14 protein-coding genes are annotated in these 15,828 nt (G+C 71.7%); 3 read left to right on the top strand and 11 right to left on the bottom strand.

Annotated elements, in window-relative coordinates:
• Window positions 1-72: 72 nt before the first annotated feature.
• The 4 genes from RIM90_RS24890 to RIM90_RS24875 are packed head-to-tail and all read right to left on the bottom strand — an operon-like array spanning window position 73 to window position 3,766.
• A complete protein-coding gene (locus RIM90_RS24890; RefSeq protein ID WP_309062991.1) occupies window positions 73-753 on the bottom strand; it encodes a response regulator transcription factor in 681 nt (226 codons plus the stop codon).
• On the bottom strand, window positions 750-2,018 hold the full coding sequence (locus RIM90_RS24885) for a histidine kinase (RefSeq protein WP_309062992.1): 1,269 nt from the start codon (window positions 2,016-2,018) through the stop codon (window positions 750-752). Before RIM90_RS24885 ends, RIM90_RS24890 begins: the two co-directional genes overlap by 4 nt.
• A gap of 45 nt (window positions 2,019-2,063) precedes the next feature.
• Window positions 2,064-2,849: an ABC transporter permease gene (locus RIM90_RS24880; protein ID WP_309062990.1), complete on the bottom strand. Its 786-nt coding sequence runs from the start codon at window positions 2,847-2,849 to the stop codon at window positions 2,064-2,066.
• Window positions 2,846-3,766: an ABC transporter ATP-binding protein gene (locus RIM90_RS24875; RefSeq protein WP_309062989.1), complete on the bottom strand. Its 921-nt coding sequence runs from the start codon at window positions 3,764-3,766 to the stop codon at window positions 2,846-2,848. The genes RIM90_RS24880 and RIM90_RS24875 overlap by 4 nt, the downstream gene beginning before the upstream one ends.
• A 94-nt stretch (window positions 3,767-3,860) precedes the next feature.
• Here RIM90_RS24875 and RIM90_RS24870 point away from each other — a divergent pair, with 94 nt between their 5' ends.
• Entirely contained in the window at window positions 3,861-4,421 is a 561-nt protein-coding gene (locus tag RIM90_RS24870; RefSeq protein WP_309062988.1) for a GNAT family N-acetyltransferase, read from the top strand.
• Between the two features lie 10 nt (window positions 4,422-4,431).
• Here the strand turns inward: RIM90_RS24870 and RIM90_RS24865 are convergent, their stop codons facing one another.
• From RIM90_RS24865 to RIM90_RS24840, 6 genes are all read right to left on the bottom strand, one after another.
• On the bottom strand, window positions 4,432-5,925 hold the full coding sequence (locus RIM90_RS24865; RefSeq protein ID WP_309062987.1) for a type IV secretory system conjugative DNA transfer family protein: 1,494 nt from the start codon (window positions 5,923-5,925) through the stop codon (window positions 4,432-4,434).
• A 49-nt stretch (window positions 5,926-5,974) separates the two neighbouring features.
• Window positions 5,975-7,384, bottom strand: coding sequence for an ATP-binding protein (locus RIM90_RS24860; protein ID WP_309062986.1), 1,410 nt, complete (start codon window positions 7,382-7,384; stop codon window positions 5,975-5,977).
• A 13-nt stretch (window positions 7,385-7,397) separates the two neighbouring features.
• Window positions 7,398-8,957, bottom strand: a complete 1,560-nt coding sequence (locus RIM90_RS24855) for an SCO6880 family protein (RefSeq protein ID WP_309062985.1) — start codon at window positions 8,955-8,957, stop codon at window positions 7,398-7,400.
• Window positions 8,954-10,291, bottom strand: a complete 1,338-nt coding sequence (locus RIM90_RS24850; RefSeq protein ID WP_309062984.1) for a hypothetical protein — start codon at window positions 10,289-10,291, stop codon at window positions 8,954-8,956. The genes RIM90_RS24855 and RIM90_RS24850 overlap by 4 nt, the downstream gene beginning before the upstream one ends.
• A complete protein-coding gene (locus RIM90_RS24845) occupies window positions 10,281-11,114 on the bottom strand; it encodes a hypothetical protein (RefSeq protein ID WP_309062983.1) in 834 nt (277 codons plus the stop codon). Before RIM90_RS24845 ends, RIM90_RS24850 begins: the two co-directional genes overlap by 11 nt.
• Window positions 11,115-11,318: 204 nt before the next feature.
• Window positions 11,319-11,627 carry a hypothetical protein gene (locus RIM90_RS24840; protein WP_006136301.1) on the bottom strand — a complete coding sequence of 103 codons (309 nt, stop codon included), beginning with the start codon at window positions 11,625-11,627 and terminating at the stop codon, window positions 11,319-11,321.
• A 454-nt stretch (window positions 11,628-12,081) separates the two neighbouring features.
• Here RIM90_RS24840 and RIM90_RS24835 point away from each other — a divergent pair, with 454 nt between their 5' ends.
• Window positions 12,082-13,092, top strand: coding sequence for a bifunctional lytic transglycosylase/C40 family peptidase (locus RIM90_RS24835; protein WP_309062982.1), 1,011 nt, complete (start codon window positions 12,082-12,084; stop codon window positions 13,090-13,092).
• A gap of 212 nt (window positions 13,093-13,304) precedes the next feature.
• Window positions 13,305-14,012: a phosphatase PAP2 family protein gene (locus tag RIM90_RS24830; protein ID WP_309062981.1), complete on the top strand. Its 708-nt coding sequence runs from the start codon at window positions 13,305-13,307 to the stop codon at window positions 14,010-14,012.
• 42 nt (window positions 14,013-14,054) lie between these two features.
• On the opposite strand, the gene RIM90_RS24825 is transcribed toward RIM90_RS24830, so the two are convergent.
• On the bottom strand, window positions 14,055-15,608 hold the full coding sequence (locus RIM90_RS24825) for an FAD-binding oxidoreductase (protein WP_309062980.1): 1,554 nt from the start codon (window positions 15,606-15,608) through the stop codon (window positions 14,055-14,057).
• Window positions 15,609-15,828: the final 220 nt, after the last annotated feature.

Here is a 15,828-nt window from a genome sequence, read left to right as displayed (position 1 = left end):
ATTGAAGAAATCCCCCGTGCCGTTCGGCACGGGGGATTTCTGCGTTGTCCACCGGTTCGGTTCCGTCCAGTTCTAGGACGGCTCCACCAGTCGTGTGTCGTACGCCAGGATCACCGCCTGGATGCGGTCCCTCGAGCCCGTCTTCGCCAGGATGCGGCCCACATGGGTCTTCACCGTCGACTCCGCGAGGTGGAGGCGGGTGGCGATCTCCGTGTTGGTCCAGCCCTTGCCGATGACCGTGAGGATCTCGCGTTCGCGGTCGGTGAGGGAGGCCAGGCGGGGATCGGGGGCAGGGGCTGGGGCCGTGGAGGGGTCCGGGGCGGCCGCCGGGAGGTGGTGGGCGTAGGCGTCGAGGAGACGGCGGGTCAGGCTCGGGGCGACGACCGCGTCTCCGGTGGCCACGGAACGGATGCCGGAGAGGAGCTCCTCCGGCTGGGCGTCCTTGACGAGGAAGCCGGAGGCGCCCGCGCGCAGGCCGGCGTAGGCGTACTCGTCGAGGTCGAAGGTCGTGAGGATCAGGACGCGGGTGCGGTCGCCGGTGGCGACGATGCGGCGGGTTGCCTCGATGCCGTCGAGGCCGGGCATGCGGATGTCCATCAGGACCACGTCGGGGTGCAGTTCGGCCGCCATGCGGATCGCTTCCGTGCCGTTCGCCGCCTCGCCCAGGACCGTCATGTCGTCCTGGCTCTCCAGGAGCATGCGGAAGCCGAAGCGCTGGAGGGGCTGGTCGTCGGCGATGAGGACGGTGGTCACTGCGGGGTTTCCTCCGGGAGGTGCAGGTGGACGCGCCAGCCCTGTTCGGGGCGGGGGCGTGGGCCGGCCTCAAGTGTGCCGCCGTACAGGGCGGTTCGCTCGCGCATTCCGGGGAGGCCGCGGCCGTCGGCGGGGACGGTCGTCCCGGATTCTCCCGTGTCGGTGATCGTGACCGTGACGGCGCCCTTGTCGCCGTAGGAGAGGGCGATCTCGGCGGTGGCGTTCGGGCCGGCGTGCTTGAGGGTGTTGGTGAGGGCTTCCTGGATGACGCGGTAGACGGTGAGCTGCCGGCCCGGGGGGAGGTCGGCCCGGCCCTCGATCGTGGTGTGGACGGGGATGCCTGCGGCGCGGACGCCGTTGATGAGCTGGTCGAGGTCGGTGAGGGTGGGCTGGGGGGTCAGTTCGGCGGGGTGGGCCGTCTCGTCGTCCCGTAGGACGTCCAGGAGGCGGCGCAGTTCGCCGAGGGCCTGGCGGCTGGTGGTGGCGATGGCGTCCAGGGCCTGGGCGGCGCGTTCCGGGGACTTGGCGGCCGCGTAGGCGCCGCCGTCGGCCAGACCCGTGATGACGGACAGGTTGTGGCCGATGATGTCGTGCATCTCGCGGGCGATGCGGGCGCGTTCGGCGGCGGCGGCGATCCGGGCCTGCTGGTCGCGTTCGATCTCCAGGCGGCGGGCGCGGTCCTCCAGTGCCTCGGTGTAGCTCCGGCGGGTGCGGACCGTGATGCCGATGAGGACCGCGACGACGATGGAGGTGAGCTGTGAGCCGATCTGCCGGCTCCAGTCGCCCTCCCCGTAACGGGCCGTGGAGAGGGCCACCGGGGCGAGCACCAGGGCCGTCGCCCACCACAGGTTGCGCAGCGGGAGACGCAGGGCGATGTGGTAGACGGCGAGGAGTTGGAGCAGGGCTGCCTGGAGGACGGCGCCGGTCCAGGCGTTGACGAGGGCGAACGGGGCGAGGACGAGCAGCACTGCCGCGGGGTGGGTGCGGCGCAGGAGGAGGGGGACGGTCAGGCCGAGGCTCAGGGTGAGCAGGAGCCAGCCGGGGGCGTCGGGGTTGTGCGTGATGCTGCGCCAGCCGCCGCCGGTGTAGTCGACGAGGGCGGCCGTCACCCAGAAGCCGGTGAAGTGCAGGTCCCACAGCAGCGGGTGGCGCCGGTCGAAGGCGCGTATCCACTGGTTGAGGCGGTGCATGGACGAGGTGAGGGGCTCCGCCGACCGTTCCCGTTCCCCCGAGGGTGCCTCCTGGTCGTTCGCCACGGGGTCCATGGTGGCGGGTCCGTCGGACGGGGGGAACACGGTGGGTGCCATGGGTCAGACGTCCCGGCGGCGCAGGGTCGTCGCGGCTGCCGCGAGGGAGGCCGCCGCCCACAGGGTGAGAGCGAGCAGGGCGGTGCCGGGGGAGGTGGTGCCCGGGCCGGCCTGGGCGGCGGTGAGGGACTCCAGGGCCTTGGCGGGGAAGTGGCGGACGGCGTCGTCGACGACGGCGTGGGGGAGCATCCGCAGGACCTCCGGGAGGATCATGACGAGGCCGATGTAGGCGCCGGTGGCGAGGGGGACCGAGCGGGCGACGGCGCCGATGCCGAGGGCCGTGACGGCGAGGAGGGCGAGGCCGGCCGCGTTGCCGACGAGGCCGCGCAGGACGCCGGGGTCGCCGAGGGCGGCCGACTGGTCGGTGCCGGCGAGGAAGGACTGGGCCAGCGGGAAGGTGAGCAGGTTGGTCCACAGGCTGAGGGTGAAGGCGACCGCGGCCAGGACGGCGGCCTTGGCCCACAGGACGGGCAGGCGGCGCGGGACGGCGGTCATGGTGGCGCGGATCTGGCCCGTGGAGTACTCGCCGGCGGTGGCGAGGATGCCCAGGACGGCGAGGTTGAGGGCGGCGAACTGGGTGCCGAGGAGGACGAAGACGACCGTGTCGAGGCCGCCTTCGCCGCTGCCGTCGTAGGCGGCGCTGATGCCCACGCCCATGGCGAGGGTGAGGGCGCCGGTGAGGACGAGGGTGACCCAGGTGGAGCGGAGCGTCCACAGCTTGTGCCATTCGGAGCGCAGGACGCGGGCCGGGGTGACCCGGTACGCCGGGGTGGCGGTCGCGGTGCTCATGCCGCCGCTCCTTCCAGGGCGGCGGTGTACTCGACCGCGTCGCGGGTGAGGTCCATGAACGCCTCCTCCAGGGAGGCCGTGCTGGGGGTGAGTTCGAAGAGGGGGATGCCGTGGGCGGCGGCGGTGCGGCCGATGTGCTCGGCGTCGGTGCCGCGCACGGTGAGGCTGCCGGGGGCGTCGGCGGTGATGTCGACGCCGGGTGCGGTGAGGTGACGCACGAGGTCGGTGGCGTCCGGGGTGACGACCTTGACGGTGCCCGTGCCGGAGTGGCGTACGAAGTCGGTGACCGTGGTGTCGGCGAGGAGCCGGCCACGGCCGATGATGACCAGGTGCTCGGCGGTGAGGGCCATCTCGCTCATCAGGTGGGAGGAGACGAGGACGGTGCGGCCCTCGGCGGCCAGGGACTTGAGGAGGGTGCGGATCCACAGGACGCCCTCGGGGTCGAGGCCGTTGACCGGTTCGTCGAGGATGACGGCGGCCGGGTCGCCGAGCAGGGCGGCGGCGATGCCGAGGCGCTGGCCCATCCCGAGGGAGAAGCCCTTGACGCGGCGGTGGGCGACGTCGGTGAGGCCGGTCAGGGCCAGGACGTGCTCGACGCGGCTGCGGGGGATGCCGTGGGTGTGGGCGAGGGCGCGCAGGTGGTGGTGGGCGGTGCGGCCGGGGTGGACCGAGCGGGCCTCCAGCAGGGCGCCGACCTCGGTGAGGGGGGCCGGGTGGGCGGCGTAGGAGCGGCCGCCGACGGTGGCGTGGCCGCGGGTGGGGGCGTCCAGGCCGAGGATCATCCGCAGGGTGGTGGACTTGCCGGCGCCGTTCGGGCCGAGGAAGCCGGTGACGGTGCCGGGACGGACGGTGAAGGACAGGTCGGTGACGACGGTCCGGTCGCCGTAGCGTTTGGTGAGGTCCTGTGCCGTAATCATGCTCCGATGCTCGTCCGCGCGGGGGTGGCGGGCGTCGGACCGCGGGCAGTATTCGGGATGAGGGCCGTGGTACCCCGGTACTACGGTGGCAGGCATGAGTACCACGCCCTTCGAGGACCATGTGATCCGGGCGGTGCGGGCCGAGGAGTGGCCCGCCGCCAAGGAGTTGCGGCTGACGGCGCTCCGGGATCCGGTGGCGCACCTCGCGTACCTGGACACCTACGAGGAAGCGGTGGGCCGGTCCGACTCCTACTGGCAGGAGCGGACGGCGAAGGGCGCGGAGGGCGCGAGCGGGGCGCAGCAGTTCGTCGCCGAGACGGCGGACGGGGAGTGGGTCGGCACGGTCGCCGTGCTGATCGAGGAGGCGGGGACGACGGACTGGGCCGGGTTCCCCGTCGAGCGGCGGCAGGGGCATCTCGTCGGGGTGTACGTGCGGCCCGGGCACCGGGGGAGCGGGGTGACCAAGGCGCTGTTCGACGCCGCGCTGGAGTGGGCGTGGGGGCGCGGGGTGGAGCGCGTGCGGCTCATCGTGCACCCGGAGAACGCGCGGGCGCTGGGCTTCTACCGCAAGGCGGGGTTCGTGGAGAGCGGGGTGACCGTGCCGTTGGCGGGGACGCCGGACGAGCACGAGCTGGAGATGGTCGTCGAGCGCTGAACGCCGGTGGTCACACCGGCAGCTCGTCGTGCGGCCAGCGGGCCCGGCCCTGTTCGCGGGACCGGAGCAGGGCCAGGGTCGGCATGCCCCGGTCCGCTCCGGTGGCCAGCAGTTCCGGGAGCTGGGGGAGCGGAGCCACGGCCGCGACGTCGTCCAGGACGAGGGTGAGTGGTGGGTCGAGCCGACCGGAGGATGACCGTTCGGCCATGCGCCGGCCGCGCTCGACCACGTGTGAGGCGAGGGCCGTCAGCAGGGGCATCGCGCCCGGGCTGGTGCGAGGGTCCTCGATGGGTTCGCCCACGACATAAAGTGTTCCCCCTTCGTGGACAAAGGAATCCAAGGCGAGGGCATCAGTTCGGTTGGGAGTGCACGCTTCGCGGACGTTGACCGTGGACAGGGCGGACAGCGCGCGGGTGGTCAGCTGCTGGGCCATGTCCCGGCGTTCGGGGTGGGCGGTGAGGGCCGCCTCGAGCTCGCCCGCGGCGCCGGGGGCGGCCTTGGGATGGGTGCGCAGGACGCGTACGGCGTCCTGGACCTGACTGCCCTGGGCCCAGCGGTGGACGTGGCGGATGGTGCGGCCGTCGATGGCGGCGGCGTGCAGACAGCTCCGCAGGAGGGTCTCGGCGGTGTCGCCGACCGCTTGGTCGAGGCGGGAGGTGGGGCGGACGGGGGCGAGGAGCGCTGCCGCGCGTGCGGCGGCGACGTGTTTCTCCTCGCAGCCTGCGGTGGGGGACCAGTGGAGGCGGGCCGGGGTGTCGCAGAGGTGGGTGGGGTCGTAGAGGTGGACGGGGCCCAGTTTGGCCCGGGCGTCCTTGGTGTCCAGCCAGAGGGCCGGGTTCGAGGTGAGGACGAGGGCGGGGCCGTCCGCGTCCCGTACGGCTTGGGCCGCGGTGGTGCGGCGGGTGTCCGGGGGGCCGTAGTGCACGGCGCCTTCGGCGCGGTTCGTTTCCCACCCACTCGTCCGTTCGCCCTCGGACAGGAAGGCGGGCGCCGTTGCCCGCGGTGCCGTCGCCTGCCGGGGCTCCGGGTCCGGCGCCGTCCTCGGCATGGGCACCTCGTGCTGCACCGGTGCCGGTTCCGGCGGCGCGGCTGCCGTTGCTGCCCGGTCCGGTGCCGCTGCCCGCTCCGCGCGGTGCCGGGCCCGTACCGCTCTCCAGCGGGCCACCGTGCCCAGGACGAACACCGTGAGGACGATCAGGATCATCAGCTGGCCGATGAGCAGGCCCCAGAACAGGCCGTAGCCCGAGAGGTCGCCCGCCGGTGTGCCGGGCCAGGCGGCGGGGAGGTCGTGCGGTTCGGCGATGAGCCGGCGCATGGCCAGGGGGGTGCGGGCGAAGGTCACGCCGGACGGCCAGGAGCCGTGGGCGAAGAGGCCGGCGAGGCCCGTGGCGGTCCACACCAGCAGGGTCATGCCGAGGAGGAACGCGATGAGGCCGATCAGCAGCCCGTCCGGGATGCCGCCCTGGCCGGTCCGGCCTTGTCCACGGTGGTCGTCCGGTCTCACGCGTCCTCCCCGTACACCCTCATCCCTGTGCCTGTGCCTGTGCCTGTGCCTATGCCACCGTCGACTCGGAGTCCCCGACGTGCTGCTCCACGAAGGCCGCCGCGCGCTCCTCCGCCTCTCGCTCGGCGGCGCGCAGGACGTCGTCGGACAGGTCGGCGGAGGACTCGGTCATCGCGCGGTCGGTGAAGACCAGCGGGCGTTCGGTCTCGGTGACCAGGTGCTTGACCACCTGGACGTTGCCGTTGACGTCCCAGACCGCGATGCCGGGGGTGAGGGTCGGGATGATCTCCACGGCCCAGCGGGGCAGGCCCAGGACCCGTCCGGTCGCCCTCGCCTCGTCCGCCTTCTGGGCGTAGATGGTGCGGGTCGAGGCCATCTTCAGGATGGCCGCCGCCTCCTTCGCCGCCGCTCCGTCCACCACGTCGGACAGGTGGTGGACGACCGCGACGAACGACAGGCCGAGCCGCCGGCCGAACTTCAGCAGGCGCTGGAACAGCTGGGCCACGAACGGGCTGTTGATGATGTGCCAGGCCTCCTCGACCAGGAAGATGCGCTTCTTCCGGTCGGGGCGGATCCAGGTGTGCTCCAGCCACACGCCGACGATCGCCATCAGGATCGGCATGGCGATGGAGTTGCGGTCGATGTGTGACAGGTCGAAGACGATGAGCGGGGCGTCCAGGTCGATGCCGACCGTCGTGGGGCCGTCGAACATGCCGCGCAGGTCACCGTCGACCAGGCGGTCCAGGACGAGGGCGACGTCCAGGCCCCAGGCCCGTACGTCGTCTATGGCGACGTTCATCGCCTCCGCCGACTCCGGCTCCGGGTGGCGCAGTTGCTCGACGATGTCGGAGAGGACCGGCTGGCGCTCGACGATCGTCTCGTTGACGTAGGCGTGCGCGACCTTGAGCGCGAAGCCGGAGCGCTCGTCCAGGCCGTGCCCCATCGCGACCTCGATGATGGTCCGCAGCAGCGCGAGCTGGCCCGTGGTGGTGATCGACGGGTCCAGCGGGTTGAGCCGGATGCCGTGGTCCAGGGCGGCCATCGGGTCCAGCCGGATGGGGGTGATCCCCAGCTCCTGCGCGATGAGGTTCCACTCGCCGACGCCGTCCTCGCCCTGCGCGTCCAGGACGACGACCTGGCGGTCGCGGAAGCGCAGCTGCCGCAGGACGTACGTCTTCTCCAGGGCCGACTTGCCGTTTCCCGACTCCCCGAGGACCAGCCAGTGGGGGGCGGGGAGTTGCTGGCCGTAGAGCTGGAAGGGGTCGTAGATGTAGCCCTTCCCGGAGTAGACCTCGCGGCCGATGATGACGCCGGAGTCGCCGAGGCCGGGCGCGGCGGTCGGCAGGTAGACCGCCTGTGCCTGGCCCGTGGACGTGCGCACCGGCAGCCGGGTCGTCTCGACCTTCCCGAAGAGGAAGGACGTGAAGGCGTCGGTGACGACGGACAGCGGATCCCGCATATCGGCTCAGCCCCTACCTTCGGATGCCGGTGGCGAACGGAAGTGTGTTCACGAAGGCGCGGTGGTGCTCGCGGTCGCACCATTCCAGCTTCAGGTACGACTTTCCGGCCGAGGCCCGTATGGTCCGCTTGTCGCGGGCCAGGGCCTCGGGGGAGCGGGAGGAGACGGTGATGTAGCCGACCAGGTTGACGCCGGCCGCGCCGCTGGCGAGGTCCTCACCGCGCTGGTCGAGACGGCTGTGGGCGGCGATGTCGCGCGGGTCGACGGTGCGGTTCATCTTGGCGGCGCGGGAGGCCTCCGCCGCGTCGTTGGTCTTCTCGGTCAGCATGCGCTCGATGGCGACCTCGGTGGGTTCGAGGTCCATCGTGACGGCGACCGTGCGGATCACGTCCGGGGTGTGGACGAGGAGCGGGGCCAGGAAGTTGACGCCCACCGGGGTCATCGGCCACTCCTTGATCCAGGCCGTGGCGTGGCACCAGGGGGCTCGGGTCGCGGACTCGCGGGTCTTGGCCTGGAGGTAGGTCGGCTCCATGGCGTCCAGCTCGGCCGGCCAGGCGTTGCGCTTGGTCATCGCCTGGATGTGGTCGATCGGGTGGTCCGGGTCGTACATGGAGTGGATCAGCGAGGACAGCCTGCTCTGGCCGAGCGGCTGCCGTACGCGGATGTCGGCCTCCTGGAGCCGGGAGCAGATGTCGGTCAGCTCACGGGCCATGACGACGGCGAGCCCGGCGTCGCGGTCCACCTTGCCGCCGCCCTGGCCGCGCATCGCCCGCGCCATGGCGTTCGCCTCGGCGGCCAGCTCGCGCGTGTAGTGCATGCAGGCCACGAGGTACGCGCGGTGCTGCTCGCTGCTGGTCGACACCATCGACTGCAGCTGGTCGTACGACTGCTGCAGCCACGCCGGTGCCCTGTCGTCGCCGCGCACGGCGACGTCCTTGGCGTGGGCGTCGGGGTCGGCGGGCAGGGTGCGGGCGAGCATCTGGAGGCGGGTGACGAAGCCGTCGCCGTTGGCGACGTGCTTGAGCAGGGTGCCGAAGCGGTCGACGAGGGCCTCCTGGTCCTCGGAGTCGCGCAGGCCGACGCCGGGGCCCTCGATCTCGATGGCGGCGGTGACGGTCTTGCGGTCCGCGTGCAGCAGGACGGCGATCTCGTCCGGGCCGAAGGGCGCGGAGAGCCAGGTGATCCGGCCGATCCCGGGCGGCGGGCCGACCTCCACCTCACGTCCGTCGAGCCGGGTGCCGGCCTCGACGACTCCGGAGCGGTAGGTGGCGCCCTTGCGCAGGGTGCGCTTGTAGCTGCGGTTGATCTCGAACCACTTGTAGAACGTGCGGTGCTTGTACGGCACGTACACCGCGGCCAGCGCCAGCATCGGCAGGCCGACGAGGAGCACGATCCGCACGGTCAGGACGGGGACGAGGAGCCCGCACATCATGCCGAGGAACGCGCCCACGACGATCAGCGCGATCTCTCCGGTCTCGCGATTGCGGCCGACGATCGCGTTCGGCCGGGCGCGGCCGATCAGATACGTACGGCGGGGCGTGACCGGATGGGACAGGTGGGACTCGGTCGTCAACGCCCTTCACCTCCCGTGCGGTTGGTACTGCTGTTGCGGGTGCTGCTGGCGTGGGGTGTGTTCACCGGGCTGCTGCCGGCGCGGGGCGCGGGTGCGGCGGAGGGAACGGATCCGCCGCTCGACGTGCGCGAGCTGTGCGCGGCGACTCCGCCGGAGGCGGGGTTGGAGGGGCGAGGGCCGGCGGACTGGCCGCCTCCGCCGCTGTGGTCGGTCCGGCTGCTGTGGGTCTTGATGCCCTGCGCGACCAGGGTCGCCGGGGAGCTGATGACCGCGGCGGCCTTGCCCTCGGCGCCCTGCATGATGCGGTTGTTGCGGGAGCCGGCGATCTCGTCGCCGAAGCCGGGGACGAAGCGGTAGATCATCGCGGACGCGAAGATGGCGAGCAGGATGATCGCCAGTCCGGAGACGACGGCGGAGAAGGCGTCGGGGCCGTCGTCGGCGGACAGCGCGCCGGCGAGGCCGAGCACGATCACGATGACGGGCTTCACGAGGATCACCGCGATCATGATCCCCGCCCAGCGGCGGACGTGGCCCCACAGGTTCTTGTCGACGAGGCCCGCGTAGACGACGGTGCCGAGGAGGGCGCCGACGTAGAGCAGGGCGGCGCGGATGACCAGCTCCAGCCAGAGGACGCCGGCGGCGAGGATGGAGACGAGGGAGACGACGATCAGCATGATCGGGCCGCCGCCGATGTCCTCGCCCTTTTCGAGGGCCGCGGAGAAGGTGCCGAAGAAGGTGTCCGTCTGGTTGCCGGTCGCCTTCGCGAGGACGTCGGTGACGCCGTCGGTGGCCGAGACGACGGTGTAGAGGATCAGCGGGGTGAAGGCCGAGGCGAGCACGGTCAGCCAGAGGAAGCCGATGGCCTCGGAGAGGGCGGTGGTGAGGGGGACGCCCCGCACCGCCCGCTTGGCGACCGCGAGCAGCCAGAGGAGGAGGGTGAGGATCGTCGACGCCGCGAAGACGACGGCGTACTGCTTGAGGAACGTGTCGTTCGTGAAGTCGACGTCCGCGGTCTCCTGTACGGCGTCGCTGAGCTTCTCGACGGTCCAGGAGGCGGCGTCGGCGCAGCCCTTCGCCAGGGAGGCGAGGGGGTCGAGGGTGGAGGTGGGGTCGTTGAGGGGACCGCTGGTTCCTCCGGAGGAGCCGCCGCCGTCCTCGCCTCGCTCGCAGTAGTCCTTGGCGGGGCCGCGGATGAGGTCGCAGGGATCGTTGCTGTTTGTCGGCGTCGGCGTCGGCGTGGGTGCGGCGGTGGCTCGGGTTGCGAACAGCACGGCGGTGGCCTGCACAGTGGTGACGACGGCCGTGAGCCTGAGGAAGCGGTGGTTAGCGCGCATACGTGAACCCTCCATACTCCTCGACAGCCTTCGTCATGTCGTCGGCAGTGGAGGCCTGTTGGTCGCGCCCGACCGGGACTGGTCCGTCCTTCTGCTGGAAGTCGGTGACCTTCCAGTCGTTGTCGATCCACTTCAGCTGGTACGTGGTGGTGTACCAGCTCTCGGTCACCGGGTTGGTCGAGCCCTCGCCGGACAGACCGAACAGCGATGTGTACCAGACCTCGACGGTGGCGGTGCCTGAGCTGGATGCCGTCACCTTGGTGCCCACGGGGATCACCCGTGAGACGAAGGTCTGTCCGGCGGGCGCCTTGCCGTCCTTGTCGAGGCCGATGTTGGCGAGGAACTCACTGCTGGAGTAGGCCTTGTCCAGGTCGGCCTGCCGGGCGGCGGCGACATCCGGGGCGTACACGGTGGTGACGATCTCGCGCCGCCGGTCCTTGTCGAACATCTCGGCGGATCCCAGCGCGACGGAGTAGTTGGCCGCTGCGCTCTGCGCGCCCTGAGCGTCATGCGCGTACCCGGTCGGGATTCCCGCCGACTTCGACCCCACCGGCTTCTCCCCCGAAGGGGCCGTCGCCGCCGCCTTGGGGGAGTCGCCGGAGTCGTCCGACGAAGGGGAATCGCCTCCCCCGCGGTTCGCGAAGGCGATCGCGGCGATGAGGAGGACCACCACGCCGACGACCGTGACCAGGCTGCGCGACGACGAACGGCCGCCTCTGCGCGCGCCGCCGTACAGGTCACCGCCTCCTTCCGGCAGGCGGGTGCGGGTCTGGCCCGTGCCGCCGTACCCGCCGGAGGTCTCGTGCTCGTCTCCGAGACTCATACCGCGTACGCCCCCTCAGCGTCGTGCGGAAACACCTCGTGCTCCGTGTACTCCACGTACGACGGTAGCCGTGCTGGTCCCCGCGCGGGCGCGGTGTGGTGACTGGACATCAGGGAAACGCAACCTCAGCCGGTGGGCACGACGGGCGGGTGGGATGGAGGGGAGCCGGGCGCGCCCGGTCGGGACCGATGGATGGGTCGGGGCCTACACGGCCATGCCGTACACGATGGTGAACAGCGTGCCGAGTGAACCGATGATGAAGACGCCCGTCAGCCCCGCGATGATGAGGCCCTTGCCCTGTTCGGCGCTGAACGTGTCCCTCAACGCGGTGGCGCCGATGCGCTGTTTGGCCGCCCCCCAGATGGCGATGCCCAGGCAGATCAGGATGGCGACCGCCATGACCACCTCGATCATCACCTTGGCTTCGTTGCCCAGGCTGCCGAAGGGGCCCCAGTCCGGAGCGATCCCGCCGATAATGGTGTTGATGTCTCCCTCGTCGGCCGCAAAGAGCATGTAAGTCACCGCCCCTGTATGGGTAGTTCCGCATCCCCTGCGGGAGTGCAGAGGTCAGGCCTCATTCTCACCGACATTGTCGCTGTCGTATGTCGACTTGGCGTCATCCGTTGGCGGGTTTCGTACGAATAGCTTGCCACCGGCGCGCGCCGGGCTCCGGGAGGGGCGCGCTCCGATGGGGGAAGAGTCGTATCGTCACTCTGTGTATCACGTGGGGTAACGCCGGGCAATGAGGTGTGTGCTCAGCGCGGTGTGAGTCCGAGCGGGAGGAGGTGGACCAGCTCCTCCACGCCGCCGTGCCGTGACGCGGCCGGGGGCTGCCGTCCGGTTCCCGGAGTGCGGCGCTTCGCCGCGGCCGCGGCGACCCCACCGAAGTCCCGCGTGATCATTCCGAGCGGCGGGTGCCGCCTCTACACTGGCGTTCGGCGGCGTACTCCCGGACGGTGAGGGGTGGTTGACGGTGCGTAAGGCATGGATCGCGGCGACCGTCGCCGTCAGTTCCGCTCTGGCCTTCGTGATGCTGCTCGTCGTCGGGGTCTACGTCGTCGCCGGGAACCTCGTCAACGGGGTCGGCGGCGGGGCGGCGAAGGCGCTCGCCAAGGGGACCGTGCCGGCCGCGTACCAGGCACTCGTGCAGAAGTGGGGCAACCTCTGCCCGGCCATCAACCCGGCGCTGCTCGCCGCCCAGCTCTACCAGGAGAGCGGGTTCAACCCGAAGGCGCAGAGCCATGCGGCGGCGCAGGGCATCGCGCAGTTCATCCCCGGCACCTGGGCCACGCACGGCATCGACGGGGACGGGGACGGGGACCGCGATGTGTGGGACCCGAAGGACGCGATCCCGTCGGCGGCGCAGTACGACTGCACGCTCGCGTCCTACGTGAAGGACGTTCCCGGGAATCTGACCGAAAACATGCTGGCCTCGTACAACGCCGGGGCCTATGCGGTGATCAAGTACCGGGGCGTGCCGCCGTACGAGGAGACGCGGAACTACGTCAAGCGGATCACCGCGCTGGAGAAGAGCTTCGCCGCTCCGGTCGGGCGCGTCGACCCCTCCCGGCAGGCCGCCGGTGCCATCGCCTACGCGCAGAAGAAGCTCGGCACGCCCTACCTCTGGGGCGGCAACGGCACCGCTGAGCAGGGGGGACGCTTCGACTGCTCGGGTCTGACCAAGGCGGCGTACGAGAGCGTCGGGATCACGCTGCCGCGCGTGGCCAACGACCAGTACAACGCGGGGCCGCATCCGGAACGGGACGAACTGCTCCCCGGCGATCTGGTGTTCTTCTCGGACGACCTCACCAATTCCCGGGCCATCCGGCATGTGGGTATTTATGTCGGCGGCGGGTACATGATCGACGCGCCGCGTCCGGGCGCCGTGATCCGATTCGACCCGATCGACACGCCTGACTACTTTGGTGCCACCCGCGTCACCGAAGATGGCGCGAAAGCACTCCCCGCGACGGCGTGAGCGGAGCGTGAACCCACCCCCTGAGCTGCAAAGACGCATCTCTCTTCGATAACGTCTGCGTGATCATTCAGTGGAGTGTGGAACGTATCGACGGGGACCGTGCGTTCCTGTTGTCGTAGCCGAGCGGACGAGCGGATCTACAAACCACGGGGGTGGAGGGAACGGCGTACACGGCGTACGCCGGGAGAGAGATGACGAAGGGGCCGCGCACCATGGCTGGACTCGCCGATTCCGGGTCGAACCCCGACGTCGACCTGCTCTACGACATCAACGGCCTCGCCAAGGACGCACCGCCGTGGTTCGACCGGATCATGGAGTTCGTCGGCGAGTTCGGGCTGCTGTTCGCCGTGATGGCGCTGATCCTGTGGTGCTGGTGGGGCGTACGCCGGCGGGGCGGTGAGGACGCGGCGTCCTCCGTCGCGGCGCTGGTGTGGGCACCGCTCGCGGCCGGTGTCGCCGTCCTGGTGAACGTGCCGATCCGGGGATTCGTGGAGCGGCCCCGGCCGTTCAAGGACCACCAGGGGCTCGAGGTCCTCATCGAGGGCAAGAACGACTACTCCTTCGTCAGCGACCACGCGACGCTCACCATGGCGCTCGCGGTGGGGCTGTTCCTGGCCAACCGGAGGTTCGGGCTCGTCGGCCTCGTGCTCGCCCTGTTCGCCGGCTTCTGCCGCGTCTACATGGGCGTGCACTACCCGACGGACGTCATCGGCGGACTCGCGCTCGGCACGGCGGTCGCCCTGCTGCTGTCGCCGCTCGCCATGGCGCTGCTGACGCCGGTCATGCGGGCGATCGAGCGGTCGCCGCGGGCCGGGTGGCTGATCTCGGCGCGGGGCCGGAACCACAGGGCACAGGGCGCGGTGGTCCCGGAGGCCCGGAAGGGGCGGTCCGGGCCGGAGGAGCGGGACCTGGCGGCCTGACCGGCCCCCTCACCTCGCCGCAGGGCCTGCGGGGGCACCTCGTCACAGGGCCTGGGGGTACGTGAAGACCCTGTCGGGGTCGTACCGCTTCTTCAGCCGGGCCAGGCGCGGCGCCGCGTCGCCGTAGTAGGCCCGGCGCCAGTCGGTGAGGGTCGGGTCCGGGTAGTTCTGGTAGGCCGCGCCGGACGCGTGGGGGCGCATGGCCCGGTGAGCCGACGTCAGCCACGCCTCGGCGGCGGAGCCGGACGCCCCGGCGCTCCAGGACGCGAGGTACTGGGCCAGCACGCGTGAGCGGCGGTGGACGAACGCCGTGGCCGTCGGCGCGACCCGGTTGACGGCTCCGCCGAGGGCGGTGAGCGCGATGCTGCCGGAACCGCCGCGGACGGCGGCGAGCTGCGCGAGCAGGGTGCGGATCCCGGCGGCGCCGAGGGGGCGGTCGAAGAAGTCCGAGCGGGCGGAGTAGGTCTCGCGCTTCAGGGCGCCCCGCGGGGAGCGGCCCGGTGTCGCGCCCGGGAGGTGGCACTGCGCGTCGTCGGCGAAGGACGAGCAGCCGGCGTACAGCTCCATCGACGCCTCGTACGAGCGGCGCCTGAGCGAGACACCGCTCGCGGAGGCGCCGACGCGGTCGGCCAGGCGGTCGACGGCGTTCTGCAGTTCGCCGTACGTGCCGAGGGAGAAGACGGCGACGGAGACGGTGGGGGTGCCGCCGGGGGTGTTCGCCAGGTGGAGCGACGACCAGATCTCGTCCGGCTGGGCCGGGCCCCACTCCTGCCAGGCCTTGACGACGGCGGCGGCTTTCGGCCAGGGCCAGGTCAGGTACCCGGTGACGCTCTGCGGAGCCGGGTGGGTCCTGAAGCGCAGCTCCGTGACGACGCCGAAGGTGCCGTTGCCGGCGCCGCGCAGGGCCCAGAAGAGGTCCTCGTTCTCGGTCGCGTCGGCGGTGAGCTGTGTGCCGTCGGCGGTGACGAGGGTGGCCCCGGTGAGGCTGTCGCAGGTCAGGCCGTAGGCGCGGGAGACCACGCCGTGGCCGCCGCCGAGGGTGAGGCCGGAGACGCCGACGGTGGGGCAGGAGCCGCCGGGGATCGTCACGCCCTTCGCGGCGAGGGCGCGGTAGACGTCGATGAGCTTGGCGCCGGCGCCGATGACGGCGGTGTTCGCGGAGGCGCGGACGGTGCCGAGTTCCGAGACGTCGACGATCAGGCGGTGGTTGCCGGAGGACCAACCGGCGTAGGAGTGGCCGCCGTTGCGGATCGCGACGGGGACGGCGCGGGCGCGGGCGTGGGCGAGGGCGGTGCGGATGTCGTCGGCGTGGGCGACGTAGGCGACGGCGGCGGGTTTGAGGCCGTCGAAGCGGGTGTTGTAGAGGCGGTGGGCCGTCGGCCAGTCGGCGTCGCCGGGACGGACGAGGAGGCCGTCGAGGTCGCGGGCGAGGGCTTTCCAGTCGGCGGGGGCGGTGGCGGGGGCGGTGGCGCGGGTGGGGGTGAGGGGGGTGGTGGTCGCCGTGCTGGTCTTCTTGCCGCCGTCGGCGGTGCAGGCTGCCGTGGCGGTGGTGAGGCCGGCGGTGGCGGTGGCGGTGAGGAAGGTGCGTCGTTCCATGGTGTCTCCCGGGTCCGTGGAACGAGACGGGGTGGGGGGTGTGGGGGTTCCGGGGCGAGGGGCGTTGGCTGGTCGCCCGGGATCGGTGCGGTGCGGTGCGGGGCGGGGTGTGCGGCCCGGCGCTTACGGGGTGCCGCCGCGCCCACCCGTGCCGCCCGGGGGTACCCCCTGCTCGGAGAGCTCGGGGGAGGCACGACTGCCCGCGCGGGAGGGCGGAGGT

The sequence above is a fragment of the Streptomyces sp. genome (genome assembly GCF_031181555.1).
Classification (GTDB): Bacteria; Actinomycetota; Actinomycetes; order Streptomycetales; family Streptomycetaceae; genus Streptomyces; species Streptomyces fimbriatus.
The sequence above is the reverse complement of the archived record's forward strand: the minus strand, read 5'-3'. Positions and strand labels throughout refer to the sequence as shown.